Below are 15,108 nucleotides of genomic sequence, written 5' to 3' on the forward strand. Positions count from 1 at the left end.
CCTGCTCGGCATCGCTGGTGACGTCACCGCGCCGACCTATGCCGAGCTCTACGCCAAAAAATCGCTACCCACTACATCTAGTAGGTCTGGGAGCTAACCGGATAAGCACGCGGTGAACCACACTGCTGCAGCCAGGCGCTTGCCTCGCCGCAGCGCGCCGCAGAATACAGATGACAAGGTTGGAGACACCATGCGCGATTACACCGAGACCTTTGCCGGATTTTCGTACCAGGACACCGTCAGCCGTCAGTTGCACGGTAGCCTGGATGCCATGAACGCCTGCGTGGAATGCTGCGACCGGCATGCGCTGCCGGGCCGCATCGCGCTGTTCTGGGAGGGGCGCGATGGCACGTCCGAAACCTGGACCTTCTCGCAGTTCAAGGCACTGTCCGCAAAGGTCGCAGGCTTCCTGAAGGCGCAGGGCGTACAGCCCGGTGATCGCGTGGCGGGTTTGCTGCCGCGCACGCCGGAGTTGCTGGCCACCATCCTCGGAACCTGGCGCGCCGGCGCGGTCTACCAGCCGCTGTTCACGGCGTTCGGTCCGAAGGCCATCGAACACCGGCTCAATGCGTCGGGCGCAAAATTCGTGGTGACCGATGGCGCCAACCGCAGCAAGCTCGACGATGTTGCCGACTGCCCGCCAATCGTCACCGTGGCGGGCGCCAAGGGCCGCGGCCTAGTGCGCGGGGATTTCAGCTTCTGGGCCGAAGTGGACCGCCAGCCCGCCGAGTTCGAGCCCATCATGCGCCGTGGCGACGACCCGTTCCTGATGATGTTCACGTCCGGCACCACGGGCCCGGCCAAGCCGCTACAGGTGCCGCTGAAGGCCATCGTTGCGTTCGCGGGCTATATGCGCGATGCGGTCGACCTGCGCGACGAGGACGCGTTCTGGAACCTGGCCGACCCGGGCTGGGCCTATGGCCTGTACTACGCGGTCACGGGCCCGCTCGCGCTGGGCCATCCGACCACGTTCTACGACGGCCCGTTCAGCGTGGAAAGCACGTGCCGCGTGATCGAGAAATACGGCATCACCAACCTGGCGGGCTCGCCCACCGCATACCGGCTGCTGATCGCGGCCGGCAAGGCGGTATCGGGCCCGTTGCGCGGCAAGCTGCGCGCGGTCAGCAGCGCGGGCGAGCCGCTCAACCCTGAAGTGATCCGCTGGTTCGCCAATGAGCTGGGCGTGACCATCCACGACCACTATGGCCAGACCGAAACCGGCATGGTGCTGTGCAATCACCATGCGCTGTCGCATACGGTGCGCATGGGGGCGGCCGGCTTCGCCAGCCCGGGCCACCGTGTGGTGGTGCTCGACGACGAGAACCGCGAACTGCCGGCCGGCCAGCCGGGCACGCTGGCGCTGGACCTCACGCAGTCGCCGATGTGCTGGTTCCCCGGCTACCACGGCACGCCGACGCGCGCCTTCGTCGGCAACTACTACCTGACCGGCGATTCGGCCGAACTCAACGATGACGGCAGCATCAGCTTTATCGGCCGTGCGGACGACGTGATCACGACCTCGGGCTACCGGGTCGGGCCGTTCGACGTCGAAAGCGCGCTGATCGAGCATCCGGCCGTGGTGGAGACCGCAGTGATCGGCAAGCCCGATCCCGAGCGCACCGAGCTGATCAAGGCCTTCGTCGTGCTCGATCCGCAATACCGGCCGACGCCGGAGTTGGCCGAGGAGCTGCGCCTGCACGTGCGCAAGCGCCTGGCGGCACACGCCTACCCGCGCGAAATCGAATTCGTGCCGGAACTGCCCAAGACCCCCAGCGGCAAGGTGCAGCGCTTTATCCTGCGCAACCAGGAGGTCGCCAAGGCACGCGAAGCCCAGGGTACGCAGACCGCCTGATCGCCACGCAAACGCCGGCACAGCGCTTCCTATAATGGGGAGGCGGTGCCGGCCGTCTCCTGGTTCATCGGTAGCAGGCGGGCGCCGCGCCAGGCGTGCCTGCAGGCAGGGGCACGCTCCTTCCGGGCTCCAGACCATCAGGCGAGGCAGACATCATGCAGAGTAGCGAAGCGGTGCTGACGCAGGCGCGCGCAGCATTGGCACATGTGCCTTATCAGGGTCACCACCTCCATCCCACGATCCAGTTGCGGCTGTCCGACGGCGCGCTGATCCTGGAGGGCGAGGTGGCGGACATTGTCGACAAGACCCGCGCGGCCGCGATCCTGCGGCGGGTGGACGGCGTGACGAGCGTGATCGACCACCTGCGCGTGGCCGACGGCAGTACGCCCGTGGGTGATGGCGAACTGCGCGACGCGGTGTGCGAGCGCCTGCTGAATGCGATCGATTTCCGCAATTTCAAGATCTGTGCAAAGGTCAAGGGGCACCTCGAGTCCATGCGCGAAGCCGTGGGCGAGCGCAGCGGCTGGATCGAAGTGGCCGCCAGCAACGGCGTGGTCACGCTGTCCGGACAAGTGATCAGCCTGTCGCATATGCGCCTGGCCGGCGTGCTGGCGTGGTGGTCGCGCGGTTGCCGCTGCGTGGTCAATGAGCTCGTGGTGGCGCCCGACGAGGCGGACCGCGACGACGAGATCACCGAAGCGCTGATGCTCGTGCTCGAAACCGACCCGTTCATCGACGCGGGCCGCATCACCGTTCGCACCGACAACCACGTCGTGACGCTGGAAGGCTACGCGGCGACGGATTACGCGCGCAAGCAGATCGAGCGCGACGCGTGGTACGTGCAGGGCGTGGAGAACGTCATCAACCATATCGTGCTGCGCAGCTGAGCGGCTGATACTGGTTTTCTCTCTGTATGCACAGGCGGTTCCGGTCAAAGACCGGCCGCCCGAGCGGACTTGTTCCCGGCGCTTACGTACAGGCGCAGTGCAGGCTCGGTTCAGGCCCGCGCCTCGTATCCGCATGCGCGCTGAACGGCGTTCGCCATCTTCCCAGTTCGACGGGCAACGGCTAGCATCGGCAGGTTTGTGATGACTTGCCGACAGGAGACTTCATGCCGCTTGCCCTTCGTCCGTTTGCCCTTGCCGCCGCCGCGGCCATGACCGTTGCTGCCGCCGGCGCTGCGCAGGCTGCCGGTAACGCCGGTAACGCTGATACCGCGCTGCTGGATGCCGCGCGCGCTGCGCAGCCCGCGGTCGTGCAATCGCTCAAGGAGATGGTGTCGATCGAATCCGGGAGCGCCAACGCCGACGGCCTCGCGCAGATGGCCAGCTATACCGAGCGCCGTCTGCAGGCGCTCGGCGCGCAGGTGGAACGGCTGCCGGTCGCGAAGGGGCCGGGCACGATGATCCGTGGCACGCTCCAGGGCTCGGGCAAGGCCCGCATCATGCTGATCGCCCACATGGATACGGTCTATCCGGCCGGCATCCTTGCCACGCAGCCGATCCGTGAAGACGGCAACCGGCTCTATGGCCCGGGGATTGCCGACGACAAGGGCGGCATTGCGGTGATCCTCCACTCGCTGGAGATACTCAAGCAGCGCGGCTGGCGCGATTATGCGCAGATCACCGTGCTGTTCAACCCGGACGAGGAAATCGGTTCGGGCGGCTCGGGCGCGACGATTGCCACACTGGCCGACCAGCATGACGTGGTGCTCTCCTTCGAGCCCAACGCGGCGAAGGCGGTTGCCAAACAAGAGTCGCTGCTACTTGGTGCCAGCGGCACGGCCAGCGCCATCATGCAGGTGCACGGCCGCGCGTCGCATGCCGGCGCGGCACCGGAACTGGGCCGCAATGCCCTGCTGGAACTGGCTTACCAGCTTCAGCAGACGCGTGACACGGCAAAGCTGGTTCCGGGATCGCAGCTCAACTGGACGCAGGCGAGCGCGGGCCGGGTACGGAATCAGATCCCCGATAGCGCGGTCGCCTACGCCGATGTCCGCATTACCGCCGACGGCGCCGACGAGAAGCTGCGCGCTGCGTTGCAGGAGAAGGTCAATGCCAGCCACCTTGTTCCGGACACGCGGACCACGGTGACCATGGAGTCAGGACGGCCGCCTTACGTCGCCGACGCGCGCGGGCGCGCACTGGCACAGCGTGCCCAGGAGATCTATGCCGAGCTCGATGGGCGCCGGCTGGGGCTTGTCGAAGGCACCGGCGGCGGGACTGACGCTGGCTTCGCGGCGCGCTCGGGCAAGGCCGTGGTGGTCGAAAGCTTTGGGTTGGCTGGCTTTGGCTATCACGCACGTGATGAGTACATCGAGCTGGATTCCATTGTGCCGCGGCTCTATCTGGTGACGCGGATGCTGGAGGAGATTGGTCGTCGTTGAGGGGGGATGGGATGGGGGGCTGTGGTTGGGGATGGGGTGTTGCTCTTGGCATGCGCCGCTGTTTCGCCGGCGTAGCCGGCGAGTCACTTTTTGTCCGAGCGACAAAAAGTAACCAAAAAGCGCGTCGTTGCCGCTGGCCATCAATTCCACGGCGGCAGGGGTTCAAACGGTTTTGGACGCCTGCGATGGTGGTCAGCCGTTCCAACCTGCTAACGCTATGTGAGTCAGAACCTGTGCCTGGCGCGGCACGACTTTTGGACGATCCCCAAGACGGACTCAGGTACAGCGTTTCAACCGGGTCAGTGGTGGGACGCCTTCGGCTGCGCTGCGCGCACGTCGTAATTGGGGTGCAAGCTCATCATCGTTGCAGGCGCCCAAGTCCCACGTCCCAATTCCTCGTTCCAGTCCCAGTCCCAATGCCATTTCCCGATGTCCTTTCTCTACGCGCATGCAATGCGTGCTCGGCATCGTTGCCGAGGCGAGGTTTGAACTAGATTCTCAGGGATATGGCATTGGCATCCAACGCTCCGCATGCCCGCTACGTGCGCCGCGGCAGCTGGACGCCGAATATCGTTTCTGTCGCATCGGACCGCACGGAGATGGCCCCCTGATGCGCCTTGGCGACTTCGCTGGCGATATACAGGCCCAGCCCTAATCCCGCCCGGGCGTCGTTGATGACTGTCTGGCTCGGACCCCGCTGCAGCGGATCAAAGATGCGCTCCAGCATCTGCTCGTCGATGGCGGGTCCCGCATTGCGGACTTCCAGGCAGACCTCGGTATCGCTTCCGTTTGCCACCACGCGTACCGGGGTATCCTGCGCGCCGTAGTTGATGGCATTGAGCACCAGGTTGCTGAGCAGTTGCTGCAGGCGCGGACCGTCCCAGGATCCCTGCAGGTCGCCCGATATTTCGAGATCAATCTGGCGGCCGGGATTGGCTGCACGCAGCTGGTCCACGACATCGGCAAGTACCTCGGCCAGATCGACATCGCGCGGTGCGATGTTGATGCCCAGGCCGAGCTTCGTCCGGTTGAAGTCGCACAGGTCGTCCAGGAGCGTCTGCATGCGGGCGCCGCTTCGGATCAGCCGCGCGGCGGCATCCGTGACGGCGTCGCCCGCATTCAGCGCGGCAAGGTACGAGGCGGTCATCTGGATGGTCTGCAAGGGGCTGCGCATGTCATGTCCGAGCATTCCAAGCAGCAGGTTATGTGACTGGTCGACCTGTGCGCTGAAGAAGCTGACCGATTCCGCGAGGGCCTGATCGATCGCCTCGTTGAACCGGATCATGTCTTCGAGATCTGACGCAGCCGGCACGCCGTTGTCGATCCACAAGCGCAGGACACTGGCACGTAGGGCACGATACTCCGCCGCCAACTGGTTGATGTTGAAGCCGCTTCGTGCCCGCAGGACCGCGTGCGTCTGCGCGGCGGTTTCGGGCGCACCGTTCACCTTGGGGGCGCGCCCCAGTGATTTCTGGTGCTGTTCTTCGCGCGTCTGGGGCATCGTCAGATCGTGCGCGATCGCGTGCAGGATCTGCTGGGCATCGTCTCGCAGGGTGACCGAATCCATGTTCCTGGCTGCCGGCAACAACGAGGCCGCGAATGCTTCCCACTGCTCCAGAATGGGTTCGGTGTTCCGCAGGATGAAGTCGGCTAGCCGCATATGTGTCCCTACGCAGGAATGTGACTCTATGCATCTCTCACGCTTGTGAAAAGCATATTAACCGCAAATCAGGCCAGCACAACAGCTGCGTCGAACGCTGCACATCGCGCCTTGCGCCACATGCGGGAGACGCATGCCACGCCGACGGATTGCTCATGGCAGGCGCCCCTGCGGGTTCGCACAATGGAAAGGCCTAACGGAGCCTTTCATGTCTAGCACCTTCACCCTTCAAGCGGAATGCCGGCGCCTGCAACTGCAAGCCGGCGCGGAACTGGTCTGCCGCGGCGGCATCGTCTGGCTGACCTTCGAAGCGAGGGACCGAACATCCGAGGATGTCGTGCTTGCGCCCGGCGAGCGCTATCGGCTGCGCCGCGACGCCGAGGTGTTTGTTGCCGCGCTGCACGGAGCGGGCCCCGCATTGTGCGAGATCGATGCGCCGCAGCTGCGCCGCCGTGCCGCCGTGCCGTGGTTCAGGTGGCTTCGGGACGCATGGACATCCTGACGGTCTGCTCGGCCTGTTCGCAGATCCATTCGGCGACGCGTCTGACGTCATTGCGCGGATCCGGCGTGGCGAAGATCAGCCAGTACGCGTTCGGGCTTGGCGGTGCCGACCGAAGGGTCGGCACGATCACCAACTGGCCGCCTTCGATCAACGGCCGCATGAGTTCAAGCCTGCCCAACGCAATGCCTTGCCCCGCCAGTGCGGCGTGGATGACCTGATCGTACTGGTTGAAGCGAAGCATGCCGCGCTGGCTCGCCTGCCGGTAGCCGCGCGGCTCCAGCCAGCCGCGCCATTGCAGCCACGGACGCGGATCGTCGAACTCGAGCAGCGGCAGCTTTAGCAGTACATCGTCATGCGGGCCTGCATCGGCCAGCAGCGACGGATGCGCGACCGGTGCAATGTTCTCGCCGAACAGGCGCATGGCATCGGGCGGCGCCGCGGCGTCGCGGCAATAGCGCACGGCCAAGTCGATGCCCTCGGCGCGCAGGTCGCTGATGCGGTTGCTCGCGGACAGGCGCACGTCGAGGTGCGGATGCGTCTTCTGCAGGCTCCCGAGCCGTGGCAGCAACCATAAACCTGTGACGCCAATGCTCGCAGTGACCGTGACGGGCCGCTGGACTTCGTTGCGGCGCACTTCGGCGACGACGTCCTGCAGTTGCTGCAACGCGCTGTCGGCGCTGCGGAACAGCCGTTCTCCCTCGGCCGTAAACGCCACGCCGCGATGCTTGCGCACGAACAGCGGTACCTTCAGCTGCTCCTCCAGTGCATGGATCTGGCGGCTGACCGCCGATTGCGTGAGGCAAAGGTCCGGCCGCCTGCGTGATGCTCATGCGCCGGCCGACGGCGACGAAGCCTTTGAGCAGGTCCAGCGGGAACAGTCGGACGAGCGGGACGGACATGCGGGGTGCTCCTGGCAGGCCTTCGATGGACTCAATTACAGCACGATTCACGACGGCCTTGCCATGCGCCGTACGCATGGCAGAACGACCGAAAGATCGCTTGAGCGACGGCCGCGGGGAAGCTGCAATAGAGCCATCTCGCGCCCGCCTGCGCCATCGTTCAAGAAAGGGGCTGCCATGCGTTTTCATCCGGAGCATTCTTTGACTTCAACCACCACCGTCCTTCCGCCGGGCGGCACGCCGTGGTGGCGGCAGCTTTGGGTACTGGTGCTCGCAGGCGGGGTGCTGATGGGACTGGCGCTCGGCGTGCGCCATGTGCAGGGGCTGTTTTTGTTGCCGATCATTGCCGAGCGCGGCTGGACGCGCGAGTCGTTCGGTTTTGCGATGGCCGTTCAGAACCTGACCTGGGGACTGGTGCAGCCGTTCACCGGCATGCTGGCCGACCGGTTCGGCTCATGGAAGGTGATGGCCGGCGGCCTGGCGCTGTACGCAGTGGGGCTGTACGGGATGACGCAGGCCGACACGTCGCGGGCCTTTGTCTGGTCCGCGGGCGTATGCATCGGCATGGCGTTGTCCGGGACGACCTTTGGCGTGGTCTATGGCGCGCTGAGCAGGATGACCGACGAGAAGCAGCGCAGTCGTGCATTGGGCCTTGCGGGGGCTACCGGCGGCGTCGCGCAATTCGTGCTGGTGCCGGGCGTGCAGGGCCTGCTCATTGCATCGGGATGGGCGAGCACGCTGCTGGTGCTCGCACTGGCATTGGCCGTGATCTTGCCGCTGGCCTTGCCGTTCCGTGACCAGATGCCGGACCGGCCCGCCGACGCACGCGCGCAACCCGGCAGCCACGAAGACGCTGCCGGCGGTCAGCCGCCGCTGCTTCGTGCCGTGCGGGAAGCGTTCGGGCATTCGGGCTTCTGGTTGCTCAACCTCGGCTTTCTGGCATGCGGGTTCCAGCTTGCCTTTATCGCCAGCCACTTGCCGGCCTATCTGCTGGATCGCGGCATGCGGCCGGCCGATGGCATGGCCGCGCTGGCCATCATCGCGCTCGCCAACGTTGCCGGCATCTATGTGTTCGGCCTGCTGGGCGGCCGCCACAGCAAGAAATACCTGCTCGCCGGCATCTACCTCGCGCGCACGTCCGCGATGGCGCTGTTCCTGCTGCTGCCGCTGAGCCCGGCGACGCTGTATCTGTTCTGTGCGGCGATGGGCTTCCTGTGGCTCGGTACCGTGCCGCTGACCAATGGCATCCTCGCTCAGGTGTTCGGCGTGCGCTACCTGGCGACGCTGTTCGGTTTCGTGTTCTTTGGCCACCAGCTTGGCTCGTTCTTCGGGGTCTGGCTGGGCGGGCTGGCGTTCGAGCGGACGCACTCGTACGACGCGGTGTGGCTTGGCGCCATGGCGCTCGGCGTACTGGCCGCGGCGCTGCACTGTCCGATCGATGACCGGCAGATCGAGCGGGGCGGCCTTGTGCCGGCGCGGTCATGACACCGCGCCGGGGTCCGATGCTCGGTGTATGGCTCTCCGCACTGGGCCTGTCGGCGCTGTGTACGGTGGCTTTGGTGGAGTGGCTGGAGCCGGCACATGCGCTTGTGTGGGTGCAGTTGATGTCGCTGTGTCGGTGAGGTTCTTTTGGGGCTTACGGGGGTTGCTTGAGGAACGGCATGGTGTCGTTCTTGGCAGGCGCCGCTGTTTCGCCGGCGTGGCCGGCGGGGTTTTGTTGGCTGGGATTGAATGTGTCGTTCTTGGCATGCGCCGCTGTTTCGCCGGCGTAGCCGGCGACCTACTCTTTTGTCCGAGCGACAAAAGAGTAGGCAGAAAAGCGCGTCGTTGCCGCTGGCCATCAATTCCACGGCGGCAGTGGTTCAAACGGCTTTGGACGCCTGCGATGGTGGTCAGCCGTTCGACCCTGCTACGCCATGTGAGTCAGAACCTGTGCCTGGCGCGGCACGGCGTTTGGACGATCCCCAAGACGGACTCGGGTACAGCGTTTCAATAAGGTCAGTGGTGGGACGCCTTCGGCTGCGCTGCTCGCGCGTCGTCGTCTGGGAGCAAGCTCATCAGCGTGGCTGGCGCCCGAGTCCCGATTTCAGTTCCCGTTCCTGATGTCCTGTCTCTACGCGCATGCATTGGCAGGCATCGTCACCGAGGCGTAGTTCGCCCTAGGCCTGCGTGCTCAGACTTTAGCTCTGCGCGTAGCGCAGCCGTAGGCGATCACACGATATCGCCGACAGCAGGGGCCACGAACGCTTGCAGGGCTCGTTCAATCAGCGCCGTATTCCCGGCCACGGTGGTGCCCCACGCGGCAGGCAGCGTAATTCACTCTGAAGCCCATACCCGTACAACACCGCTGGCACACTATGATAAAAATTCGCCCCTTTGGGGCAACCAAAACGCGTTTTTGGTTACTTTTGTCGCTCGGACAAAAGTGACTCGCCGGCTACGCCGGCGAAACAGCCGCGCCAGCGAAGAGCGATAACCAAGCCCAAACGACAAGCCCTGGCCGGCTACGCCGGCGAAACAACAACGAATACCACTCCCTCAAAGCGGCGCAGCCACCTTAGCCGCAGGCGCCACCACAGCAGCCGGCTTCTTCTCAACCGTCCCACTGTACCCAAAATACTTAGCCTTCGCCCCCTTAGCCCAATACGCCACCGTGAACTGCTTGCCATCCCGCGCATAAAGCAATTCAAGGCTGCCATTCGCCGCCGCCCATTCCGCATAGGCATTCTCGGCATTGGCTTCGGTTTTCCGCCTGGACTCATAACGCGTATCGAGCTTGCCGGCGACTTCGTCAAGCGACGAGCGGTCGAACGTGAGGGTAACGAGCGCCACCATATCCTGCGCATCGCAGTTGACGATGGCACGACTCAGCCCCGGCAAATTGAAACGATCCAGGTTCTTGATCTCGATGGCATCGCCACCGGCCCATTGCGCCTTCCCGGTCGTGACACGGTTCGGGCCGGGCGTGAGCCGCGCGCACCGCGTCTTGCCAAGTTCGAGACCAAGCGGGGCGGCCACGTTGCCGGGCGGCTCGGCATGGGCGAGGGACGCGGAAAGCGCGGCGGCGAGCAGGAAAGCCTTCTTCATCTGGGGAATTCTCCGGGCAAACTCTGGAGAGTTTTACGGCGATTCGATGCGGTCACTTGATAGCCGGCCCCGGTCAGGCGCCGGCGACCACGTTGATGCGCAGCGCTTCCGCGCCTGCGGCAATGGCGAGCAGACGGTCGACGTTCGGGTGCGCGCCAGGGCGGTTGCGCGCGTCGGCAGTGTGTTCGGCGAACAGCGCAAGGCCGTATTCGGCGGCCTTCGCGTCCAGCGTGCCGAATGCCTGCTGCAGGGTGTGATACACGGCCAGCGAGCCCTGTTTGCCCGGCTGGTTCTCGATGCTGGCTACCACCGCGCCGCTGCCGTCGATCAGTTCGATGCGCGCGATACCGTCGATGGCAGGCATCTGGGCGAGGTTGTCCTTGAATACAGGCGTGGGCTGGATCACTGATTCACTCCGTTTGTTGGCAAAAACGGGGCGTATCTTATCCGATCGCGGGGAAGGCATCGGCATGTGGCGCATAGTCCGATGTTCGTCGAGCCCATTGCCTGGACCAAAGTACGGCTTTATTGCTTGTGTGCGGCAGACGGTGCCACGGGCTTGCGCGTTGCCGCCATGTGATGGAAATAGGCGAGCAGGTCCTTGAGTTCCGCATCCGGCAGCGTGCGCTGGTCGATCGATGGCATGCGCGCTTCCGGCCACCAGCGCAACGACTGCGGATTGCGGATCAACCCGGCGAGCTTGTCATCGCCGAGGTACTCCACCGGGCTGTACGGCATGTTCAGGTCGGGGCCAAGGTGCGAATCCCCGGCGCCGTTCAGCGAGTGGCAGGACAGGCAGACCCGTTGGTAGGCGGCAAAGCCGCGCATGACCGGCCCATCGGTGGGCTGCCCCGCGGCTGGCCGGATGGCCGGATAGCGCTCGCCAGGCGACCCCGCAATGTCGATGCGCACGATGTTGTAGGTCCAGTAGCTCTCGGTGACTGTCTCGGTACGGCCAGGCGGGGCTGTCCAGACCAGGCGAAACGGGCCGATGCCCTGGCCCCGGAGCATGGGCCACGGGGCGGCGGGGTTTTCTACCGCCAGCCATGCGCGCGGCTGCGCCTTGCCGTCGGCCAGCAGCGCGCGCATCGGCAGGTGCGACACATAGCCATCGCTTGCGGCGGTCGTGGCGGTGCCGTCGGGCCTCGCTGGCAGGCCCGCAAGCAGGGCAGCGAACGGGATCGCCTTGAGCGTCATGCGTTGCTTCAGGTTCTCGTCGTCGATGGTGATGTCCGTGACGCGCGGATCGTGCAGCAGCTGATTGGCGGTCCAGCTTCGCTGTTGCGTGCCGGCGGAGATGGTGAGCGTGCCGGGGCCGGCAGCGACGGCCGGTGCGGCCGCTGCTGCCATGCCCACGGCGATGGCGATGGCAAGGCCAACGTCGGCTGTCTTCTTTGCGATCCACGCTTTCATGCCCTGATCTCCGGCGGCGGGAGCATGCATTGCCGGCAAGCTGGCCTGGCGCAGTCATCCCGCTCATGGGTGCCCCGGGGCAGGATGCCCAGGGGCGGATCAGACTGTAACGCGCCTCGTGCGCCGACTCAATCGGCCAGTGAGGTCCCTGTGTGCACACGAAAATGAAGAGACCGTCCCCTGTGGGACGGTCTCTCTCGATGAGCCGGGCGCGATGGCGCCGGCCCCGCTGCGGAATGGAGAGCGCGGACTGGCGCCGGCTTCTCCGTTCCTGGCGCGCGGCTCAGTGCTGCAGGGCCGCGACAACTCCCCCCACATTGTTGATCGTGTTGGTCATGGTCTTCAGGTCGACGTTGGTGCGGGTCGAGGCATCGACCTGCGTGACCGGCGCGAAGATCGTGTTCGGGCTGGCGAACGACACGCCGGCGCCGCCCACGATGGCGTTGGTGCCGGAATTCACGAAGACGCTGCCGCCGCGTACGGCGCCCATCTTGGCGTTGTCGAGGTCTTGTTCGAGCGGGAGGTTCTGGATGGTGAGGGACATGATGATCTCCTGGGTAGGCTGAGTGAGCTAGAAAAGTTGGAGGCTGGATTAGTGCTGCAGGGCTGCAACCATGCCGCCCAGGTTGTTGATCGTGTTGGTCACGGTCTTGATGTCGACGTTGGTGCGGGTCGACGCATCGGCTTGCGTAACCGGAGCGAAGATGGTGTTGGGGCTGGCGAACGACACGCCGCTGCCGCCCACGATGGCGTTGGTGCCGGAATTCACGAAGATGCTGCCGCCGCGCACGGCGCCCATCTTGGCGCTGTCGAGGTCTTGTTCGAGGGGCAGGTTCTGGATGGTGAGGGACATGATGTAACTCCTTGGGGTACTGGTTTGGCTTGGGTTGGTGAGCATTGGATGTTGCGCTCGCAGTCATATACGCATGGGGTGTGCCAGGTCTGGTCCCGGAGCGGTGCGAGGAGATCAACCCATTGAAAATAAAAGAGAAAATGGCAACTATCGGGCGCGGTGATCGCCCCGGGTCTCCGGCGCGCTGTCTGCGTGGGACCGACACTGATGTGGTGGCATGTTTGCGGCGGGCAGACACCCGCCAAGCCGTGAGTAGGGCGCCGATCGGGGCGCGCATATTGAGCGGAACAAATGGGCGCTATTCGCAACGAACCAGGACAGGGCCATGCAGCGCGTAGACCCTGCCTATTGGGCGGAGTCCTCACGTGCCATGGCGCGACCGACATGAAGGAGGGTCGACATGAATGCAAAGGAACCACTCGTTCCCGCGACTGAACTGGCGCAACGCAACCCCATCCACTTCCCGAATGAGAGCACTGAATACCGCCAGGCACGCAATGCGCTGCTCGCGGAGGAAATCGAGTTACGCCGGCATATCGAACGCGTGGCAGAGCAGCGGCGCAGCCTGCCACCAGGCGGAGAGGTGACAAAGCGCTACACGTTCCAGAGTGAACACGGTCCGGTCACGCTGGCGGACCTGTTCGGAGACAAGGACACGCTGGTCATCTACAGCTACATGTTCGGGCCGCAGCGGGAAAAGCCTTGCCCGATGTGCACGTCGATCATGGCATCGTGGGACCACAAGGTGCCGGATATCGAGCAGCGCGTGGCGCTGGCGATGGTGGCGCGCTCGCCCATCGACCGGCTTGTGGCCGCCAGGGAGGCGCGGGGATGGACGAAGCTCAAAGTCTATGCAGATGTCGACGGCGATTTCACGCGCGACTACGTGAGTCCCGAAGATGCCGACATGCCCGCCTATACGGTCTTCACACGCCGGGACGGCAAGATCCGGCACTTCTGGAGCGGCGAGTTGTTCGGCATTCCGCCCGACCCGGGACAGGACCCGCGCGGTGCACCGGATTTGGATCCGCTGTGGAGCTTGCTGGACACCACGCCGGAGGGGCGGGGCAAGGACTGGTATCCCAAGCTGGAGTACTAGTGCGCTAGTGTGCGCATCCTGCTGTGCGGCAACCGAAATCCGTCACGGCAAACGTAAAGACCGCCCGTTGAAGGGCGGTCTTTGTTGCGGGAGGCAGAGAGGCGGGCAGAGCGGTGGTACACCGCCCGCGGGATACTGCCTTGCCCGGCTCAGTGCTGCAGCGCCGCGACGATGCCACCGACATTGTTGATGGTGTTCGTCGTGGTCTTCAGGTCGACGTTGGTGCGCGTCGAGGCATCGACCTGCGTGACCGGAGCGAAGATGGTGTTGGGGCTGGCGAACGACACGCCGCTGCCGCCCACGATGGCGTTGGTGCCGGCGTTCACGAAGACGCTGCCGCCGCGCACGGCGCCCATCTTGGCGTGGTCAAGGTCTTGTTCGAGGGCGAGGTTCTGAATGGTCAAGGACATGATGGTCTCCTGGGTAGGCTGGATGAGCGAAATGGACTGGCTGGGGAATTAGTGCTGCACGGCCTGCGCGATGCCGCCGACGTTGTTGAGCAGGTTGTTGATGCTCGTGAGGTTGACGTTGGTGCGGGTCGAGGCATCGACCTGGGTGACCGGGGCGACGATGATGTTGGGGCTGGCGAAGGACACGCCGGAGCCGCCCATGATCGCGTTGATGCCGTTGTTCAGGAAGAGGCTGCCGCCGCGCACGGCGCTCATCTTGGCGTGATCGAGGTCTTGTTCGACGGGCAGGTTCTGGATGGTGAGGGACATGATGGAACTCCTTGAGGGGGCTGGTCTGGCTTTGGTTTAGAGGGCATCGTGTGTTGCGCTCGCAGTCATATACGCATGGGGTGTGCCAGGCCCTGCCCCAGTCGCCAAAATATTTTTAAGTCATTGAAAATAAAAGAGAAAAATCCATATATCCGGCCGAAGGTTAGGGCATCCGGCGCCGGGGCATGTTGGATCTCGGCAGACACCTTGGCGAGAACCAGTTCGTATCGGGCAGACAGGGCGCCAGCAACACGCGCAGAGCCTGACGAAGGGGTGCCGGTCCTCGGAATTGCCCGTCATGAAGCAGGGGAGGACCATGCAGCCGTCAGCAGTCATGCACGCGCTCGACGATTGAGCAGCCGCAAAGCAAAAAGACCGCCAAGGGCGGTCTTTGGGCGAGCCGGCGCCGAACGCGGCTCGCGGGAAAGGCGGAACCTGAGCCGGTTCCGCTGTCCTGTCAGGGCATTCAGTGCTGCAGCGCCGCGACGATGCCACCGACGTTGTTGATGGTGTTCGTCATGGTCTTCAGGTCAACGTTGGTGCGGGTCGAGGCATCCACTTGCGTGACCGGTGCCACGATGGTGTTCGGGCTGAAGAACGACACGCCGGCGCCACCCACGATGGCGTTGGTGCCGGAA

Annotated in this window: 14 protein-coding genes and 1 pseudogene; 6 read left to right on the forward strand and 9 right to left on the reverse strand. The window is 64.7% G+C overall.

All coding sequences use genetic code 11. The annotated features are described in order from the left end of the window. Positions 1 to 190: 190 nt before the first annotated feature. From KHO41_RS39560 to KHO41_RS39570, 3 genes are all read left to right on the forward strand, one after another. Positions 191 to 1,852, forward strand: a complete 1,662-nt coding sequence (locus tag KHO41_RS39560; RefSeq protein WP_211958649.1) for an acyl-CoA synthetase — start codon at positions 191 to 193, stop codon at positions 1,850 to 1,852. 155 nt (positions 1,853 to 2,007) lie between these two features. Beyond that, on the forward strand, positions 2,008 to 2,739 hold the full coding sequence (locus KHO41_RS39565; RefSeq protein WP_211958650.1) for a BON domain-containing protein: 732 nt from the start codon (positions 2,008 to 2,010) through the stop codon (positions 2,737 to 2,739). Positions 2,740 to 2,963: 224 nt separating this feature from the next. Continuing rightward, a complete protein-coding gene (locus tag KHO41_RS39570; protein ID WP_211958651.1) occupies positions 2,964 to 4,238 on the forward strand; it encodes a M20/M25/M40 family metallo-hydrolase in 1,275 nt (424 codons plus the stop codon). Between the two features lie 538 nt (positions 4,239 to 4,776). Here the strand turns inward: KHO41_RS39570 and KHO41_RS39575 are convergent. Next, on the reverse strand, positions 4,777 to 5,898 hold the full coding sequence (locus KHO41_RS39575; protein WP_211958652.1) for a sensor histidine kinase: 1,122 nt from the start codon (positions 5,896 to 5,898) through the stop codon (positions 4,777 to 4,779). Positions 5,899 to 6,106: 208 nt separating this feature from the next. Between KHO41_RS39575 and KHO41_RS39580 the strand changes: the two genes are divergently transcribed. Further along, entirely contained in the window at positions 6,107 to 6,400 is a 294-nt protein-coding gene (locus tag KHO41_RS39580; protein WP_211958653.1) for a DUF2917 domain-containing protein, read from the forward strand. On the opposite strand, the pseudogene KHO41_RS39585 reads toward KHO41_RS39580, so the two are convergent. Further along, positions 6,369 to 7,299 (reverse strand): annotated as a pseudogene (locus tag KHO41_RS39585) (LysR substrate-binding domain-containing protein). The gene KHO41_RS39580 and the pseudogene KHO41_RS39585 overlap by 32 nt on opposite strands. Positions 7,300 to 7,587: 288 nt before the next feature. On the opposite strand from KHO41_RS39585, the gene KHO41_RS39590 reads away from it, so the two are divergent. Then, positions 7,588 to 8,784: an MFS transporter gene (locus KHO41_RS39590; RefSeq protein WP_244874251.1), complete on the forward strand. Its 1,197-nt coding sequence runs from the start codon at positions 7,588 to 7,590 to the stop codon at positions 8,782 to 8,784. 1,053 nt (positions 8,785 to 9,837) lie between these two features. Here the strand turns inward: KHO41_RS39590 and KHO41_RS39595 are convergent. From KHO41_RS39595 to KHO41_RS39615, 5 genes are all read right to left on the reverse strand, one after another. After that, a complete protein-coding gene (locus KHO41_RS39595; RefSeq protein ID WP_211958655.1) occupies positions 9,838 to 10,386 on the reverse strand; it encodes a hypothetical protein in 549 nt (182 codons plus the stop codon). Positions 10,387 to 10,459: 73 nt separating this feature from the next. Further along, positions 10,460 to 10,792: a DUF2322 family protein gene (locus tag KHO41_RS39600; RefSeq protein WP_211958656.1), complete on the reverse strand. Its 333-nt coding sequence runs from the start codon at positions 10,790 to 10,792 to the stop codon at positions 10,460 to 10,462. 119 nt (positions 10,793 to 10,911) lie between these two features. Then, positions 10,912 to 11,799, reverse strand: coding sequence for a c-type cytochrome (locus KHO41_RS39605; protein WP_211958657.1), 888 nt, complete (start codon positions 11,797 to 11,799; stop codon positions 10,912 to 10,914). Between the two features lie 283 nt (positions 11,800 to 12,082). After that, positions 12,083 to 12,343 (reverse strand): hypothetical protein, encoded by a 261-nt coding sequence (locus KHO41_RS39610; RefSeq protein ID WP_211958658.1) that lies wholly within the window; start codon positions 12,341 to 12,343, stop codon positions 12,083 to 12,085. Between the two features lie 48 nt (positions 12,344 to 12,391). Further along, positions 12,392 to 12,652, reverse strand: coding sequence for a hypothetical protein (locus tag KHO41_RS39615; protein ID WP_211958659.1), 261 nt, complete (start codon positions 12,650 to 12,652; stop codon positions 12,392 to 12,394). A gap of 400 nt (positions 12,653 to 13,052) precedes the next feature. Here KHO41_RS39615 and KHO41_RS39620 point away from each other — a divergent pair, with 400 nt between their 5' ends. Next, on the forward strand, positions 13,053 to 13,751 hold the full coding sequence (locus KHO41_RS39620) for a DUF899 family protein (RefSeq protein ID WP_211958660.1): 699 nt from the start codon (positions 13,053 to 13,055) through the stop codon (positions 13,749 to 13,751). A 149-nt stretch (positions 13,752 to 13,900) separates the two neighbouring features. Here the strand turns inward: KHO41_RS39620 and KHO41_RS39625 are convergent, their stop codons facing one another. Both KHO41_RS39625 and KHO41_RS39630 read right to left on the reverse strand, forming a co-directional pair. After that, positions 13,901 to 14,161, reverse strand: coding sequence for a hypothetical protein (locus KHO41_RS39625; protein WP_211958661.1), 261 nt, complete (start codon positions 14,159 to 14,161; stop codon positions 13,901 to 13,903). A 48-nt stretch (positions 14,162 to 14,209) separates the two neighbouring features. Further along, entirely contained in the window at positions 14,210 to 14,470 is a 261-nt protein-coding gene (locus KHO41_RS39630) for a hypothetical protein (protein WP_211958662.1), read from the reverse strand. Positions 14,471 to 15,108: the final 638 nt, after the last annotated feature.

The organism is Cupriavidus numazuensis (assembly GCF_905397435.1).
Lineage (GTDB): Bacteria > Pseudomonadota > Gammaproteobacteria > Burkholderiales > Burkholderiaceae > Cupriavidus > Cupriavidus numazuensis.